A 14,712-nucleotide genomic window follows, 5' to 3' on the forward strand; every position below is an offset into this window, starting at 1 on the left:
GCATTTCGGTCAAGGCCACTGATAGCAAGGGGCTTCATGATATTCCCCTGCTAAAACAATCACCTTCGTATTGTTGTAACTGACATTCTATAATTCCTTATTTCGTTCTAAGTCATTTATAGAAAGATAGTCCATTATTTTCCCTTAGCTTAAATGTTATGCAATCATCTCACTGGGACGGTGCAGTACTAGAGCTTCGTATTCTGATAAAGAGGCTTCGGCGATTACGACTTCGCGTGCAACAGACAAGATCGGTGGTCTATGTTGTACGTTGTGTGCATCGCTTGCCAGAATTGTAATCAAACCATCACGCAGTAACTGAACCGCTAAGTCTTGTGCACGCTCACCAAAATTCCCAGCCATTGAGCCTGCGGTTACTTGTAACAAACATCCTTGCTCAACAAATGGCTTTAGCTTGCCAGGTGTTTGCATGATGGCTTTGTTGCGCTCTGGGTGAGCAATCATGGGTTGAATTCCATGCTTTATTAGCCAAGCGGTAAGTTTGTCGCTTCCCAGTGGTATTCCACTGTGAGGGAGTTCCAATAATATAACGGGTTTTCCGTGCCAGTGGCCTATAAAGGGAATTTCGTTTCTCTCGATTCCCATCATAATTTCAGGACCGATCCGAACCTCAGCTCCTGGGCTTAGTAAAGTTAATTCAATATTCAGCTGTTGTAAGGCTAGTTGCAGTGTGTCAAAAGCTGACGCGATGCTCTGCTTAGTGTTTTCATATCGCCCCGGATGAATATGGGGTGTGCACACCATGTGTGTAATGCCATCTTCCACCGCAATTTTGGCCAAGGCCAGCGCGGTGTCTAAGTCTGGTGCACCGTCATCGATGCCAGGTAAAAGATGGTTGTGTAAATCAATCATGCTGCATTTTAAATATGACGTCGGTGTATCAGGAAGGTAAGGGAATTGGGTGTTGATGACTGTCTGCCGCCAAGGATGGCGGCAGCAAGTGCCCATGGATGGGTTTGCAGCGTATCATCAATGCCTGATACCCTTGCCGGACTTGGCAAATTAATCAAACGCCTTTTGACACGCTACCGCCCTAAGGTTGCATTCGGCCATCCTCAACGCCTACTTATCAAATCCATCTTGTGCAACCTCATACCAGAGAGGCTGGTTAACGTTACTCAATCACGCGTGTTACATTTAGGCTTTATTACCGCCGCTATAGCCGTAGTAATCGTAATAGCCGCCGTAGTTGTAACCCTGCTTTTTCGCTTTCTTAATATCGACTTGGTTCAATACAACGCCTGTAATGGGGGCATTGTTTTGCAATAACTGACCGACGCCTTTGATGGCTAAAGGACGTGCCGTGGCGTCGGATTTAATCACATAAACTACCGCATTGGCATGCGTTGACAAGACCAGCGCATCACTCACAGCTTGGACGGGCGGTGAGTCAATGACTACTCGGTCGTATTTCTGGCTGATCTTCTCCAAAACCTCTTTAAAGCGCGGATTCGATAACAGTTCAAGTGGGTTAGGTGGGACAACACCCGCACTTAACACATCAATGCCATCAACGGAATTGATCGCTTCTTCCAGAGTTGCGGTGCCCGAAATCAAATTGGCTAAGCCTGCCGTACCTGGAGCAAACTCAAAGCTTCTCGCCATGGTAGGGCGACGCATATCGGCTTCGATCAAAATCACACTTTCCATTTGCCCAAGAGCAGAGGCTAGGTTTGCCGCTACTGTGCTTTTACCTTCATTGGGTATGGATGATGTTACCATAATGACTTTATGCGGTTTATCTATTCCAGATAGAACTAACCCCGTGCGAATGGTGCGGATAGACTCCGCGAAGGTCTTATCCTTGTTGTCAGCAAACATATGAGCCATGGTTTTACGGTCTTTTTTCGACAGTAGCGGCAGAATGCCTAAAACAGGTAGATTTAACTTGCTCTCAACCTCTTCGATGCCCTTAAACGTATTATTTAGGGCAGAGAGTAGCAGTGTTAATCCAACGCCTAACATGCCTGCCATTATCCCCGAAACTAATACTATAAGAGACTTACGGGGTTTGATTGGATGTTCTGGAACCACTGCACGATCACGATGCGCGCATTGGCCGTCTCAAGATCCGACGTAGCCGTTGTCTCTTTCAAACGCGTCATGAAGGTGTCGTACAAGGTACGGTTTGCATCCACTTCGCGCTGCAGCTCACGTAGTTGGAACTCTTTACGCGAAATATCTTGAATCTGCTCTTTGTTTTCTTCAACAGAGCGGCGTAAAGACTGCTCATTCGCCACCGCGAGCTGATAATTACGCTCAATTCCCGCAACAATCTGCTCTACCTGAGTGCGCAAACTCGCCCGAGCTGCATTCAAATCACTCTGAGCAGCCTCCATCACGGGATGACGCGCTCCGTAACGGCCGGATAGCTCTTCTACACGTGCCCTAGCACGCGCTTCTTCCGCTTTAAATGTCTGAATCAATGGGTTGCTTAACACGGCAGGAATGGACGCTAAACGCTCCCAACCGCCCGAACGCATAGCCTGTACTTGACGGAACTCACTCTCCGCTTCCGCACGGTTACGACGCGCATCAATCATGCGGTCACTCGTGGCACTCAATTCACTGGCGGTCACCGTTAATATACCGCCCACATCAACAATGCCCTCGGCATCACGGAAAGCCTGCAAACGATCCTCTGCACTTTGCAAATTCGCCCGTAACTCACTGAGACGACTGTTCATCCAAGTGGTAGCAGACAGGGTCATTTCCATGCTGGCATCTAACTGACCATCAATAAAGCCTTCGGCCAACGCATTCGCTGCAGCCGCGGCCGTAAAGCGATCCGCCATATCAACGTTTATAAGCACCAATTGGCTGCGTCCCACGGGTGAAATGGTAATACGCTCCATAAAGGCACGTGTGACACGCTCGATGATTTCATCTTCCGACGCTGGAATCGGTTCTTCTAAGTCTTCTGGTAGAAGACCCGGAATAAACTGATTGATGTCGAAGTTTTTCAACATGCCGCGAATATCCACTAAGGGTGGCTCCTGCTGAGCAGGGTCAAACTCATAGTGGGTGTGAAGGTTAAGGCGCCGTACAACACGCTCCGCCAATGCACGCGACTTTAACAACTCGAACTGTGTTTGCAGATACTCATTCCCTGAGCCGTCAACACCGTATACCTGCTCAATCGATAAGACTCGTGCGCCTTTTTGCTCAATTAACAAGGTAGATGCAGCACGGTAAATAGGGGTAATGCTCATCACAACCAAGGTCGTGAGCAGCATGACAATAAACACGAGTGTCATAATGCTCCATTTACGACGCCAAAGGGTATTCCAAAGGGCGAGGAGATCGATCTCGTCATTGTCCATCTTTTCTCTGAGCCAATTGCGTGACTCAGTGGCAGGTAATGTGTTGCTATCCATGTTTAGAAAAAGCCCTGATCAATTTGAATAATATCGCCTGGGTTAACGGGTGTGTCCATCGTAGCGCGCTCCGGCGTGCGGCTGGTGTCACCATCACGAATAATGGTCATGCGGCGTTGTGATGCACGCTCGGTTAAGCCGCCAGCCATAGCGGCAGCCTGACGCAAGGTCATACCCGGTTGGAAGGGGTAGCCACCGGCATTGCGAACTTCGCCAGTGATAAAAAATTCACGGTATTCAAGAATGCTGACGCTGACATTTGGATTGATTAAAAAATCACCCTCTAGGCCACGCTTAAGTTCATTTTCGAGCTCTGTCGCTGTCATGTTCAGCGCGCGAATCTCGCCTAGAAAGGGATAAGAGAAGGCTCCGGCATCATTGAGTCGGACGCGCTCCAAGGAAAGATCGGCTTCACCAAAAACGCTGATTTTGATGACATCGCCAGAGGAAAGACGGTATTGAGAGTCTGCGTTTGCAAAAGCCTGCAAGCTTATCAATGGTAAGCACAAACTGAAGAGGAGGGTTTTAAATATATTCATGGTAACTGCGTCATATCCTTAACATGTTAAAAGAGGCTAATACGTAAGACTAACTAGGCAGGAGTGAATCCTGCCTGAATCTATACATGCCCTTTATAAGCCCATGGTGAGCTTGATCAAGTATTGACTTCTGTCGAAATTTTCCGAAGCAACCGTCGAACTTTGATCTGAATATTGATAGCCTAAACTAATGTCCATCCATCGGCGAACTTCGTACGTCATACCCAGACCTAAGCTTTTAATCTTGTCATTTCTACCTGTGCTGTAGTCCTTGTCAAGATGGCTGAGTCGAGCGTTTGACGTAATAAAACCATTCCAACGATGGTTCCAGTTTAGGCTTGTATTCGTTGTTTTGATGTTATCCGCACCCTTATCTCCCTCATCAATGCCCTGACGGGTGATTAAGTTAAAGGTTGAATAAGAAACAGGCTGCCAAGTAACTCCGATTTCCCACTTGTTGGAACTGACATCAGCCTTGCTTGAGTCTTTAAAGTCTTTTTTCTCACGACCCAATTTGGCTGTTCCTGCTGTGAATGCAGTGGCTTGCCACCGAACACCTGCTAGGTATGCCATATTGGTACTATCGAATTCATTGGCGGATTTGTAGTCGAACTCACTGCGGCGTGCTTCCACTAGCAGTTGAGTTCTAGGGCCAACTCGATAAAAAAACGCGCCACTTAAGACGTCAGTATTGAGTTCTTTATCAAAATTGAAATCGTTCTCGGTTCGTTTACGTTCGTGATTGAAACCCGCTTCAATATTCATCAAGGCCGTTGGTGCCCCGAAGGTATAAACAGCACCTAGCCCTGTGGTGCTGAAATGATCACTAGGCGTAGTAAAGCCGCTATCATTGACATCTTCGACGTTACTGTAAATTGCTCGTGCATTGAGACGATTGCGAACGTTGAATTCCATATTGGCCGTCGCGGTCAGAATGTGATCTGTATTATTGTCGCGTGAGCTTGAGTGGAAGCGATCATGGGCAAAGGTATATGCCAACTCATACACGCTGTTGCGATCTTGAGCACCTAAAACAAAGTTCGGTTTGATTGTGGTGATCCAACTGGAGTCTTCACTGTCATTTGATCTGAAGTTGTCGTCATAGGTCTCCGAAAGCTCAATAGTGGGAATAAAATAAAATCCACCCAGATCTACGGATGCTGGTTCGATGGCCTGCACCGAGCCAGCCATGACACCAGAAATGGCAAGTGAGATAAGACTCAATTGATACTGCTTTTTCATTAGATAAGTCCTTTTCTGGTCCCTTACAATTTAAGCGCCTAAAATAACTCGAAGCAGGCGTTTAAAAGACAATCAATTAAATTAATTTGGGCTTGAAGGCGTTATGCCGCCTCCGCCTGCTGTTGCAGTTGGAATGTTTGCAGCCGCAAGTGTATTAGGTGTGGTTCCTGCAAGAGTACCACCTTCAGTCGTAGTGTCGCCGGGGCCAGCAGCGGCAGCTTCAGCTTCAGCGATAGCTTCAGCAACAGAAGCTATCATGTCAGGCGATAGCTCAGAGACTCCGGCGAGTAACTCAGCACTGAGTTCAGGAAAGTTAGAGACAAACGCAGTTGTTATACAGCTAACGATGTCTTCGTTATCTCCCGCCGTTACAATAAGGTCTAACGTGGATTGCAGAATGTCGTCAGTATTGTCACCTGAAAAAACACTGACTTGTTCGCTCGATAACGGAGTACATGTTGTCATTGCTGAAAGTAGTGTGATTTCTTCTGGCGCCTCTTGTGCAAACGCCACTGACGAAGCCAGTGCCGCTGCAAGTGATAAAGCAAGTAAAGATTTGCGCATTTTGATCGTCCTCGAATCCTGATTTGACAATCCTAACGTCACTGCATGGCAGCTAGGTTACAAAGATGCACCGGTTGTATGAAAAATACTCAAACAAAACGTACTGCGCGCAGATTGTCCATTTGTGTATAATACAGGTTTCGTGCCAAGTCTGGCTAGCAAATTTACTGCGTTGCAATAACATTTTTTAAGCGTTTGAATTGTCTAGCGTTGTTTGAAAATTAACACTTCTTGCTTTTAAATGGTTTGTTTTAAATGCCATTAAGTTGGCCTGTTTGCCTTCATTTGGTGCAGTTTATTACTTCGTTGTGCACCAAGAGTGAAGGTGACGACCGATAACAGCCCACAAACCCAGTGCAATCAAAACCCCGGTGATGTTCGCCGCCACATCGGCCCAACTAAAGGTGCGATGGGGCTGGACAAGGTGCTGTAGGTATTCCAACCCAGGTGCAGCCAAGAACAAAAGCGGCCATACCCAAAGGCCACGCAAGGATATAAAGGCAAATCGGCTGACCAACGCCAAGCCCAAAAACGCAATCAGGTGCATCCACTTATCCGAGTGATCGAAAAGATCCGGGGGAGACTCGGGGCGCAGCAGCCCCCAAAGCAGGACAGCAGTGCAAAGGACAAATAAAGGCAAACGTAGCAGGTTAAGAATAAACACAGAGTCTCCGTTTAAGAGGTGCGAAGTCAAAGGGGGACTTCGCACCTTAGGTGTTAATAGGCGTTTTTGTTCACAAAGCCTTTGAAAAACGTTAAGAAAATAATTTTAATATCGAGCCACAAAGACCAGTTGCGAATGTATTCAAGGTCATATTCAATTCGCTTTTCCATTTTTTCGAGTGTGTCGGTTTCGCCCCGCCAGCCGTTAATTTGTGCCCATCCGGTGATGCCCGGGCGCACCTTGTGGCGCAGCATATAGTAGTCGACTTGCTTGCGGTATTCTTCGTTGTGGGCGACGGCATGGGGGCGGGGGCCAACCACGGACATATCCCCGATCAACACATTAAAAAACTGTGGGAGTTCATCAAGCGATGTCCGTCGAATAAAGGCGCCGACGGGGGTAATGCGGCTGTCGCCTTTGGTGGCTTGCACGACAACGTCTTTATTTTCCATCACCTTCATTGAACGGAATTTATAAACACCGATGCGTTTGCCGTCCAGACCGTAGCGATCCTGACGGAAAAGAATAGGGCCTGGTGACGTAAGCTTAATGCTAAGGCCACACCAATTAGCACAGGGGAGATGCCAATGAGCGCGCAGGCACTGAATAATATGTCAAAGGTTCGTTTGTAAAACTCTTTAATGCCCGACAGGGGGATTCAAAGACACTGATGGTATCAATGTTACCGACGCTGCCGACGTTGGCATGCATTAGATTCTTTAATAAGAAGTCAGGCACTAACAAAACATCGACGGTTGAATCGCCTAATTCGTGAATAATTTTGGCAATGCGTTTTTCAGCCAGTAGGGGTAAGCAAATGTAGAGTTTGTTGATTTCATTGCGCTGAGCCATTTCAACCGCTTCTTGAATCTTGCCAATCAGCAGGTCTGAGTGTTCAACGAGGCGTTCTTCGGTGCGATCGTCAAAAAAGCCGATGCACTTGAGCCCCATTTCGGTGTGCTTTTCAATTTGCTCACGCAGCTTTAGACCCGAGGGTGTCAGCCCAATAATGGCGACCTTGCGTAAGCCAACGCCATTGGCGTAGCGTTGATGCTTTATTTTACGATAGATGAGACGCCATCCAATAAATGAAACGAGCGAAAGAACATACCAGCTCAGAAGGGTCAGGCGTGAGTAGGTCTCGGCTTCTTTCATCAAAAACAGCATGAAAACAGTCAGTAAAAACGCGATGCTCAGAACGGCAAACAGTAGCATGATTCGCAGCGTAAATTGCCCTGCTCTGAGCACGCGATACAGCTGCATCGACTCACCCAAGTAGGAAAAAATGGCCAAGTTTGCAAATAACAGCAGCCAATAATCCTTAGTGTAGGGGATTCCATTGATCTGCATAGCCAACAGCAGCATAACCACCATAAGCAGCATGTCAATAATGCGATAAACCGACGTCGATTTGCTGCTAAATCGCAAGTTGGGGGTGTTTTCAATCACTGTTGTATACTCCTGTAAACTACACAGTAACATGGGTTAAATACGCTAAAACGGTCACCTGTGGCCAGCGATGCTTGTTTGCATTAGCTGCACATGCTTGCCAGGTTGTCTGTTTGACTGCGATAGTACACACAGAAGGTTGCAAACAGTCGAGCGTTATTCAGTTGTTCTGTAAGGGGGCGAATATTGCGTCTATCGGTTATGATCGCTTGCACGGTGGTCTCAAGAACCAGTCGTTTTTGTAATGGAGATAAACGAGGCCAAGCGTCGATTCCGATGCGAGAGAGTTCAAATAAGGTGTCTCTGCGCCATGGGCCTGTTTGCTTGGCCATTTGATAGGCGTGCGTGAATTCCTCATCAAGCTCTACTAACTGCGACTTCATCAGCGCAACATGGCTCCAAGCATAGGGCCAAGTGGGGCGAAGCTGTGTATCAGTTCGATAGGCGTCTAGCGCTTGGCGACGCGCTGTGTTGGCCTCCGAATCGCCGATGGGCAAGTGGAAGGCTTGCCATTCGTATACTTTTCCAATCCTAAAATGGTTAGCACCTTGTTCGATGGGAAACCACGAATGTGCGTTTAATGCGGCTGTCTGCGCGATGTCTAAGGCTTTGGGGTTTGGCGGGATGCCTTGGCTTTGCCAATGGTCCAAAAACAAGTCAACTTTGTGTGTATGAAACGAAGAAATAAGCATCTTCAGTCCGATCAAGATGATCAGACAAGCGGTACCAATTAATAAAAAGGGGAGAGGCTTGCTCATCCGTTACACTCCGTTGTGCCTGCCTTGATATGCAACACGTCTTGCGTCAGTAGAATCTATCCATAGGTTATTAAATAGCACCTTTGTTTCTGGGTAAAGTACAAATTACAGTTTTTCGTGTTTTGAGACGACTGTGCGAGCCTCAATTTAAACACAGGGCAGATGACAAGCAGTGAATAGCGCCTAGCACTTGTAATACTCTTTATACCAGGCAATAAACGCATTAACGCCCTGCTCGACAGAGGTGTTCGGTGAGTATCCAGTGAGCTTAAATAAGGCCGAGGTGTCGGCCCAGGTGGCGGGTACATCACCGGGTTGCATCGGCATTAGATTTTTGATCGCTTTTTTGCCAATGGCATCTTCCAAACACTCAATGAATTTCATTAAGTGTACGGGTTGTCCATTGCCGATGTTAAACAATTGGTAAGGGGGTGATTGCTCTGTGCTGGCGGGTGGCTTATCAAGCACTTGGATGACGCCTTCAACAATGTCGTCAATATACGTAAAGTCGCGTTGCATATCCCCATGGTTGTAGACATCAATGGCTTGGCCGGAGTAGATGGCTTTTGCAAATTTCATTGGTGCCATGTCTGGACGGCCCCAAGGGCCATACACGGTGAAAAAGCGAAGTCCTGTCACGGGCAGTTGATATAGGTGAGCATAGGTGTAGGCCATTAGCTCATTGGATTTTTTGGTGGCCGCATAAAGGGAGATAGGGGTATCAACACGGTCATCGGTTGAGAAGGGCATTTTCGTGTTGTTGCCATAGACGGAGCTCGATGTTGCGTAGAGGAGGTGCTGAACGCCTGAGTGCCTGCAGCCTTCTAGAACGGTCATGGTTCCGACAACATTGCTGTCGATATAGGCCATAGGATTGTCGATTGAGTAACGAACACCCGCTTGAGCGGCAAGATGGATGACGGCATCAAAGGCGGTATTGTCAAATAGGTTTGTCATGCCATTTCGGTCAGCAATATCAAGGTGTGTAAAGGTGAAGTTGGGGTGGTCTTGAAATTGAGACAATCGGGCGTGTTTGAGTAGAGGGTCGTAATAGTCGTTTAGATTATCAATGCCTGTTACATGATGGCCAAGGCTAAGCAGTCTGAGTGTAACGGCTGCACCGACAAATCCGGCTGTGCCAGTGACAAGTATTTTTGACATTGAGGTGTGTCCCGCACAAAAAACACTATGATAACAAAATTTTTAATAGGGGTCAGGCAAATAGATTTGACGTGCTATGGCTGATGTTAAGTGCTTGAACTCTTAGAGGGAGATTAAAAATGTGTAGATTAATTTTACAGATAGTCTAGGATTTAGAAGTATCAATATGAGTTATTGCTGTATTAAATATAAGTGAGTTTCAATGTCGATTCTCAGTACCAAGCGCCAACTTAGATTCCAAAAAATTGCGACGAGGACAGCTGCAAGTCTTTCTATTGCAAAAGAAAAAGCTGACTTTGATGCTGTGATCAATGCATGTCTTAAGGATGTGGCGGCTCTGTTTAAAGTGGATCGAGCCTATTTGTTTGAATTTAGTCAGGACTTCACTTATATCGAAAATACGCATAATTGGATAGCTGAAGGCTTATCGTTGCCGAGCAATGCGTTACGTGTATTTGAGGTCAAAGACGTGCCGTGGTGGAAAGAAACCATCTTTAGGTATGGCTATATCAGCATTGGAGAAATTGGGCATTTACCATCACAGGCAGAGCAAGAGCGTTTACTGTTTCAAAAGCTGGGTATCTGTGCCTTTATTGATGTGGTGATGTCCGGAAGTGAAGGTAACATCACTGGCTTCATTGGTTTGGCGACGATGGCAAATCCGCGTTCTTGGGGGTTGTCTGATCGCCTTGCTTTACGAATACTGGCGGGTATTCTAGGGTCTGCACTTGAAAGCCGCCGTACCTTGCAAATGATTCAGCGTCAATCGCAGTATCGAGCGCTGATCTTGAGTTTAGCTCAATCGTTTATCAATTTTCCGATTCATGAGTGCGACTTAGCCATTAATAAAGCGCTAGAGCGTATTGCTGTATTTTTTAAAGCGGATAGGGCCTATGTGTTTGATTATGATTTCATCCATCAAACCAGCAGCAATACCTATGAGTGGTGTGCGCCTGGAGTCTCGTCAGAAATCAACAGTCTTCAAAATATACCCTTGGATCATGTCAATGATTGGCTAGAGTGCCACCTTCGCGGTGAGCCTTTGTTCATTCGTAGTGTGCAGTCTCTACCAGAGGGGCATCTGCGTATTCTTTTAGAGTCCCAAGGAATCCAGAGCTTGATCAACGTGCCGCTGATGAACGGGTCGGAATGTCTGGGATATGTGGGCCTTGATGTCGTGAGTAAGGACGACGTCGTATTGGGTCGAGATGAGCAAGAGCTATTGGCGTTGTTTGCAAATTTATTGGTCAATGTTCAGTTACGGCTTCAGGCCGATAAGGCCATGCGACAGAGTGAAGCTCGTGCAAATGCACAGCGCGCTGCAATCGCAAAATTGGCCTTAAACTCGAATTTAATTAATGGGGATATGACGGCCGCCGTTCAATTTTTGCTGCAAACCTTATCAGAAGCTCTTGGCGTCGAGCGAACTAGTTTTTGGATGATCAAAAACGATGAGTTTTATTGTATGTTGGCCTACTACGCCGCAAAGCACTCTTTTTTTGAGGGACCCGTTATCTCAAGTAAAAGCATTCCCCATTATTTCGAAATATTAAGATCGGCTGAAGTGATTGCAATTGATCGAACTCAAGAGGATGACCGTTTTCTTGAGTGGAGGGATATTTATACCGAAAAATTGGGGATAACGTCTTTAATCGATGCGGGCATTTTTATTGATGGCGAGGTTGCAGGGTTAATTTCGGCAGAGCACTTAGGTCATCCTCGACAGTGGCATTTAGATGAGGTGTCGTTTGTCTCTACGGCGGCTGCAATCGCTACGCAGTTGCTGCTAAATGTCGAGCGTAAAAAAGCGGAAGATCAATTGAAAGAGGCCGCGAGTGTCTTTCAGCACGCAAATGAAGGCATCATGATTACGGAGTCTGACGGTACGATTGTCGATGTTAACGAAGCCTTTACACGAATAACGGGTTATACCGCCGACGAAGCCATCGGACAAAACCCGCGTATCTTAAAATCAGGAAAACAGGATAAAGCCGCCTACGACACCATGTGGAAGGCCTTGTTAACGGAGCGCTCCTGGACAGGGGAGATATGGAATCGTCGGAAAAATGGAGAAATTTATGCCGAAAGGCAAACCATTAGTGCCGTTCTGGACGATCAAGGCGAAGTAAAGCGTTATGTTGCCCTTTTTTCGGATATTAGTGCGCTGAAAGCACATCAAGAGCAACTCGAATACATTGCACATTATGATGCCTTAACGGGTTTGCCCAACCGTGTGTTATTGGCAGACCGTATGCAACAGGCCATGTCTCAAGCTTTGCGTCGTGGTGAAAAAATGGCGGTTGTGTATTTGGATTTAGATGGGTTTAAAGAAATCAATGACGCGTACGGCCATAGTGTGGGCGATCGATTTTTAATCATGCTGTCGGCCAATATGAAGTCAACTCTTCGCAGCAGTGACTCCTTAGCCCGTCTGGGGGGGGATGAGTTTGTGGTTATTATGACGGATTTATCTAGTGCTGACGCGTGTTACCCTTTGCTGTCTCGTTTATTAAGTGCATCCTCAGAAAGTGTTCAAATAAATGAACGGGCGTTAAAAGTGTCGGCCAGTTTGGGTGTGACATTTTTCCCTCAAGCCGAAGCTATCGATGCTGAGCAATTGTTGCGCCAAGCAGATCATGCCATGTATCAGGCAAAAATGAGCGGGAAAAACCGCTTTCATATCTTCGATGCTGAGCAGGATCGTTTTGAGCGTGATCGACATCAGTCTTTATTGCGGCTAGAAAGGGCGTTGAATCATCGAGAGTTTGAGTTGTTTTATCAGCCGAAAGTGAATATGCAAACCCGAGAAGTTATTGGATTTGAGGCATTGATTCGTTGGCGTCATCCACAGAGAGGAGTTCTTTTGCCGGGGTATTTCCTTTCTGAGTTGCATCAACATCCGTTAATGGTGCGCTTGGGGGATTGGGTGTTGAATTCGGCCTTAAGTCAAATGTCTAAGTGGCATGAACAGGGGGTTCCGCTGGTTGTGAGTGTCAATGTTGATCCTTTGCAAATGTTGCAACCCAATTTTGTTTCAAAGCTGCAATCGTTACTGTATCACTATTCAAAGGTGGCTCCCCAGAGTCTTGAGCTGGAGATTCTTGAAACAAGTGCGATTGAGGATATGGCGCATGTGTCCGCATTGCTGAAGAGTTGTAAGCAGCTAGGGGTTCGGATTGCTTTGGATGATTTTGGTACAGGTTACTCATCACTCTCGTACTTAAAACGCCTACCTGTCGATATGATCAAAATTGACCAAGCGTTCGTTAGAGATATGCTAGAGGATGCGGATGATCGGAGTATCTTGCAGGGAATTGTGGGGCTGGCTGAAGCTTTAACCGTCAAGTGATTGCCGAGGGCGTTGAGACCGAGGCCCATGCTCAGTTGCTCATTGAAATGGGGTGTATCTTGGGGCAAGGCTATGCCATTGCTAAACCCATGCCCGCTGAAGAGGTGTTGCCTTGGTTGGCCTCATATTCACAATCAGCGCATTGAAAGGCTGCGCTCAGGATGCTGTCCCGAGCGCAGTCTGCTTAACTTAGACTTTCGTTAAGCGTAAGTAAGGACGCAGTTCATTCCAGCCTTGTGGAAAAATATCTTTTGCCGCTTCGTTGCTGATGGAGGGTGGAATGATAACTTCATCGCCTTTTTTCCAATCAGCAGGTGTCGCAATGCGTTTAGCATCACTCAACTGCAGCGCGTCGATGACGCGAAGAATCTCATCAAAATTACGTCCACATGACATAGGATAAGTCATGGTAAGACGAATTTTCTTATTCGGATCGATAATAAATACGCTTCTGACGGCCGCAGTCTCGCTTTCCCCTGGGTGAATCATGCCGTAGAGCTCAGAGATTTTATAGTCTTCATCGGCAACGATAGGGAACTCTAAGGTTGTATTTTGGGTGTCATTGACATCTTCAATCCATTTGTTGTGTTCTTCAACCGTGTCGGTTGAAAGGCCTAGAGATTTTGTATTGCGTGCCGCAAACTCACTGGCTAATTGAGCCGTGCGTCCCATTTCTGTTGTACAAACTGGAGTGAAGTCAGCGGGGTGGCTGAAAAAGAAGACCCATGAATCACCGCTCCATTCGTGAAAGTCAATTTCACCTTGAGTTGTATCGATTTTGAAGTTCGGTGCGATATCGCCTAAACGTAATGACATGTGATATTTCCTCTTAGATTGTTGTGTATTCATTCAGTGACGCTAGACTATCAAATATATCCAATTGTAATAAGTATATTCTATTAATGAATATGATAGTGAAAATCAATCTAACATAAGAGAAGTCTAATTGAAAATGATTTAATATTGACTGTCGCTAGAGTTGTTTCAGTCGCGAAGGTTCGCATCCATTTCAATCACAGTACTTTAAAGAGAAGAACGATGGACATTAAAGCGTTAGAGCCAGGCTTCAGTATTTGTCATGCCATTCAGATATCCGATGTCAGCCGTATTAAAGCATTGGGTTTTAAAAGTGTTATTTGCAATAGAGTGCCCGGAGAAGCTGATGACTATCAACATGATTCGAGTCTTCGCCAAGCCATCGAGGCAGAAGGGTTACTCTGGAAAGAGATTCCAGTCGTACCGGGTGAGTATACAGAAGAAGCAATTGAAGCCTTTGGGCATGCGATTGAGGAGCTTCCGACGCCTATCCTTGCTTTTTGTAGGACGGGACGCAGAGCGGTTTCTTTATGGGTTCATAACCAAGTTAAGTTGCAAGATTGTGACTTAGGCGCTTTGCTCAATGCGGCTCATGCCGCAGGCCATGACTTACAAGACAGTCGTCCCGCGTTAGAGAAACGCATGGCGAATAAAGCGTAAATGCGGTGCTGTTATCTGTATGAGCGCTGCCTTGAGTGGATCGTCTTAATCTGCAAGAAAAGCAACTGGAACTGCTTGAAGATTAAATTGCCGGTTTGTAGTTCACCTTTTA

At 46.5% G+C, this 14,712-nt stretch carries 13 protein-coding genes and 1 pseudogene; 2 read left to right on the forward strand and 12 right to left on the reverse strand.

Annotated features, from left to right (window positions below; genetic code table 11):
- Nucleotides 1-156: 156 nt before the first annotated feature.
- The 11 genes from D791_RS09865 to D791_RS09905 form a co-directional block, all read right to left on the reverse strand.
- The gene (locus D791_RS09865) at nucleotides 157-873 is read right to left on the reverse strand and encodes a tyrosine-protein phosphatase (RefSeq protein ID WP_036510998.1); all 717 of its coding nucleotides are present in this window, start codon (nucleotides 871-873) and stop codon (nucleotides 157-159) included.
- Between the two features lie 285 nt (nucleotides 874-1,158).
- Nucleotides 1,159-2,055 (reverse strand): polysaccharide biosynthesis tyrosine autokinase, encoded by an 897-nt coding sequence (locus tag D791_RS20370; protein WP_202806854.1) that lies wholly within the window; start codon nucleotides 2,053-2,055, stop codon nucleotides 1,159-1,161.
- Nucleotides 2,013-3,398 carry a GumC family protein gene (locus tag D791_RS20375; RefSeq protein WP_202806855.1) on the reverse strand — a complete coding sequence of 462 codons (1,386 nt, stop codon included), beginning with the start codon at nucleotides 3,396-3,398 and terminating at the stop codon, nucleotides 2,013-2,015. The genes D791_RS20370 and D791_RS20375 overlap by 43 nt, the downstream gene beginning before the upstream one ends.
- Before the next feature lie 2 nt (nucleotides 3,399-3,400).
- On the reverse strand, nucleotides 3,401-3,937 hold the full coding sequence (locus D791_RS09875) for a polysaccharide biosynthesis/export family protein (protein ID WP_036511001.1): 537 nt from the start codon (nucleotides 3,935-3,937) through the stop codon (nucleotides 3,401-3,403).
- A gap of 93 nt (nucleotides 3,938-4,030) precedes the next feature.
- Nucleotides 4,031-5,179, reverse strand: coding sequence for an outer membrane beta-barrel protein (locus D791_RS09880; RefSeq protein WP_036511004.1), 1,149 nt, complete (start codon nucleotides 5,177-5,179; stop codon nucleotides 4,031-4,033).
- Between the two features lie 81 nt (nucleotides 5,180-5,260).
- Complete coding sequence (locus D791_RS09885) at nucleotides 5,261-5,743, reverse strand: hypothetical protein (RefSeq protein ID WP_036511007.1); 483 nt, start codon at nucleotides 5,741-5,743, stop codon at nucleotides 5,261-5,263.
- Nucleotides 5,744-6,041: 298 nt separating this feature from the next.
- On the reverse strand, nucleotides 6,042-6,407 hold the full coding sequence (locus D791_RS09890; protein WP_051514405.1) for a VanZ family protein: 366 nt from the start codon (nucleotides 6,405-6,407) through the stop codon (nucleotides 6,042-6,044).
- 53 nt (nucleotides 6,408-6,460) lie between these two features.
- A complete protein-coding gene (locus D791_RS20195) occupies nucleotides 6,461-7,018 on the reverse strand; it encodes an exopolysaccharide biosynthesis polyprenyl glycosylphosphotransferase (protein WP_337588629.1) in 558 nt (185 codons plus the stop codon).
- Nucleotides 6,975-7,856, reverse strand: coding sequence for a Rossmann-fold NAD(P)-binding domain-containing protein (locus tag D791_RS21425; protein WP_164481315.1), 882 nt, complete (start codon nucleotides 7,854-7,856; stop codon nucleotides 6,975-6,977). The genes D791_RS20195 and D791_RS21425 overlap by 44 nt, the downstream gene beginning before the upstream one ends.
- Before the next feature lie 83 nt (nucleotides 7,857-7,939).
- The gene (locus D791_RS09900; RefSeq protein ID WP_036511011.1) at nucleotides 7,940-8,614 is read right to left on the reverse strand and encodes a hypothetical protein; all 675 of its coding nucleotides are present in this window, start codon (nucleotides 8,612-8,614) and stop codon (nucleotides 7,940-7,942) included.
- A gap of 183 nt (nucleotides 8,615-8,797) precedes the next feature.
- Entirely contained in the window at nucleotides 8,798-9,775 is a 978-nt protein-coding gene (locus D791_RS09905; RefSeq protein ID WP_036511012.1) for an NAD-dependent epimerase, read from the reverse strand.
- Between the two features lie 751 nt (nucleotides 9,776-10,526).
- Here D791_RS09905 and D791_RS20380 point away from each other — a divergent pair.
- Nucleotides 10,527-13,270 (forward strand): annotated as a pseudogene (locus D791_RS20380) (bifunctional diguanylate cyclase/phosphodiesterase).
- A 43-nt stretch (nucleotides 13,271-13,313) separates the two neighbouring features.
- On the opposite strand, the gene D791_RS09915 reads toward D791_RS20380, so the two are convergent.
- Entirely contained in the window at nucleotides 13,314-13,940 is a 627-nt protein-coding gene (locus D791_RS09915; RefSeq protein ID WP_036511016.1) for a peroxiredoxin, read from the reverse strand.
- Nucleotides 13,941-14,162: 222 nt separating this feature from the next.
- Here D791_RS09915 and D791_RS09920 point away from each other — a divergent pair, with 222 nt between their 5' ends.
- The gene (locus tag D791_RS09920) at nucleotides 14,163-14,600 is read left to right on the forward strand and encodes a protein tyrosine phosphatase family protein (protein ID WP_036511019.1); all 438 of its coding nucleotides are present in this window, start codon (nucleotides 14,163-14,165) and stop codon (nucleotides 14,598-14,600) included.
- Nucleotides 14,601-14,712 lie beyond the last annotated feature (112 nt).

Source organism: Nitrincola nitratireducens (genome assembly GCF_000585235.1).
Lineage (GTDB): Bacteria > Pseudomonadota > Gammaproteobacteria > Pseudomonadales > Balneatricaceae > Nitrincola > Nitrincola alkalisediminis.

Excerpts from the sequence above, each read along its gene's own strand:
- D791_RS09880 (WP_036511004.1), bottom strand. The coding sequence starts at position 5,179 with ATGAAAAAGCAGTATCAATTGAGTCTTATCTCACTTGCCATTTCTGGT.
- D791_RS09865 (WP_036510998.1), bottom strand. The coding sequence starts at position 873 with ATGATTGATTTACACAACCATCTTTTACCTGGCATCGATGACGGTGCA.
- D791_RS09915 (WP_036511016.1), bottom strand. The coding sequence starts at position 13,940 with ATGTCATTACGTTTAGGCGATATCGCACCGAACTTCAAAATCGATACA.
- D791_RS09905 (WP_036511012.1), bottom strand. The coding sequence starts at position 9,775 with ATGTCAAAAATACTTGTCACTGGCACAGCCGGATTTGTCGGTGCAGCC.
- D791_RS09875 (WP_036511001.1), bottom strand. The coding sequence starts at position 3,937 with ATGAATATATTTAAAACCCTCCTCTTCAGTTTGTGCTTACCATTGATA.
- D791_RS09885 (WP_036511007.1), bottom strand. The coding sequence starts at position 5,743 with ATGCGCAAATCTTTACTTGCTTTATCACTTGCAGCGGCACTGGCTTCG.
- D791_RS20375 (WP_202806855.1), bottom strand. The coding sequence starts at position 3,398 with ATGGATAGCAACACATTACCTGCCACTGAGTCACGCAATTGGCTCAGA.
- D791_RS09920 (WP_036511019.1), top strand. The coding sequence starts at position 14,163 with ATGGACATTAAAGCGTTAGAGCCAGGCTTCAGTATTTGTCATGCCATT.
- D791_RS09900 (WP_036511011.1), bottom strand. The coding sequence starts at position 8,614 with ATGAGCAAGCCTCTCCCCTTTTTATTAATTGGTACCGCTTGTCTGATC.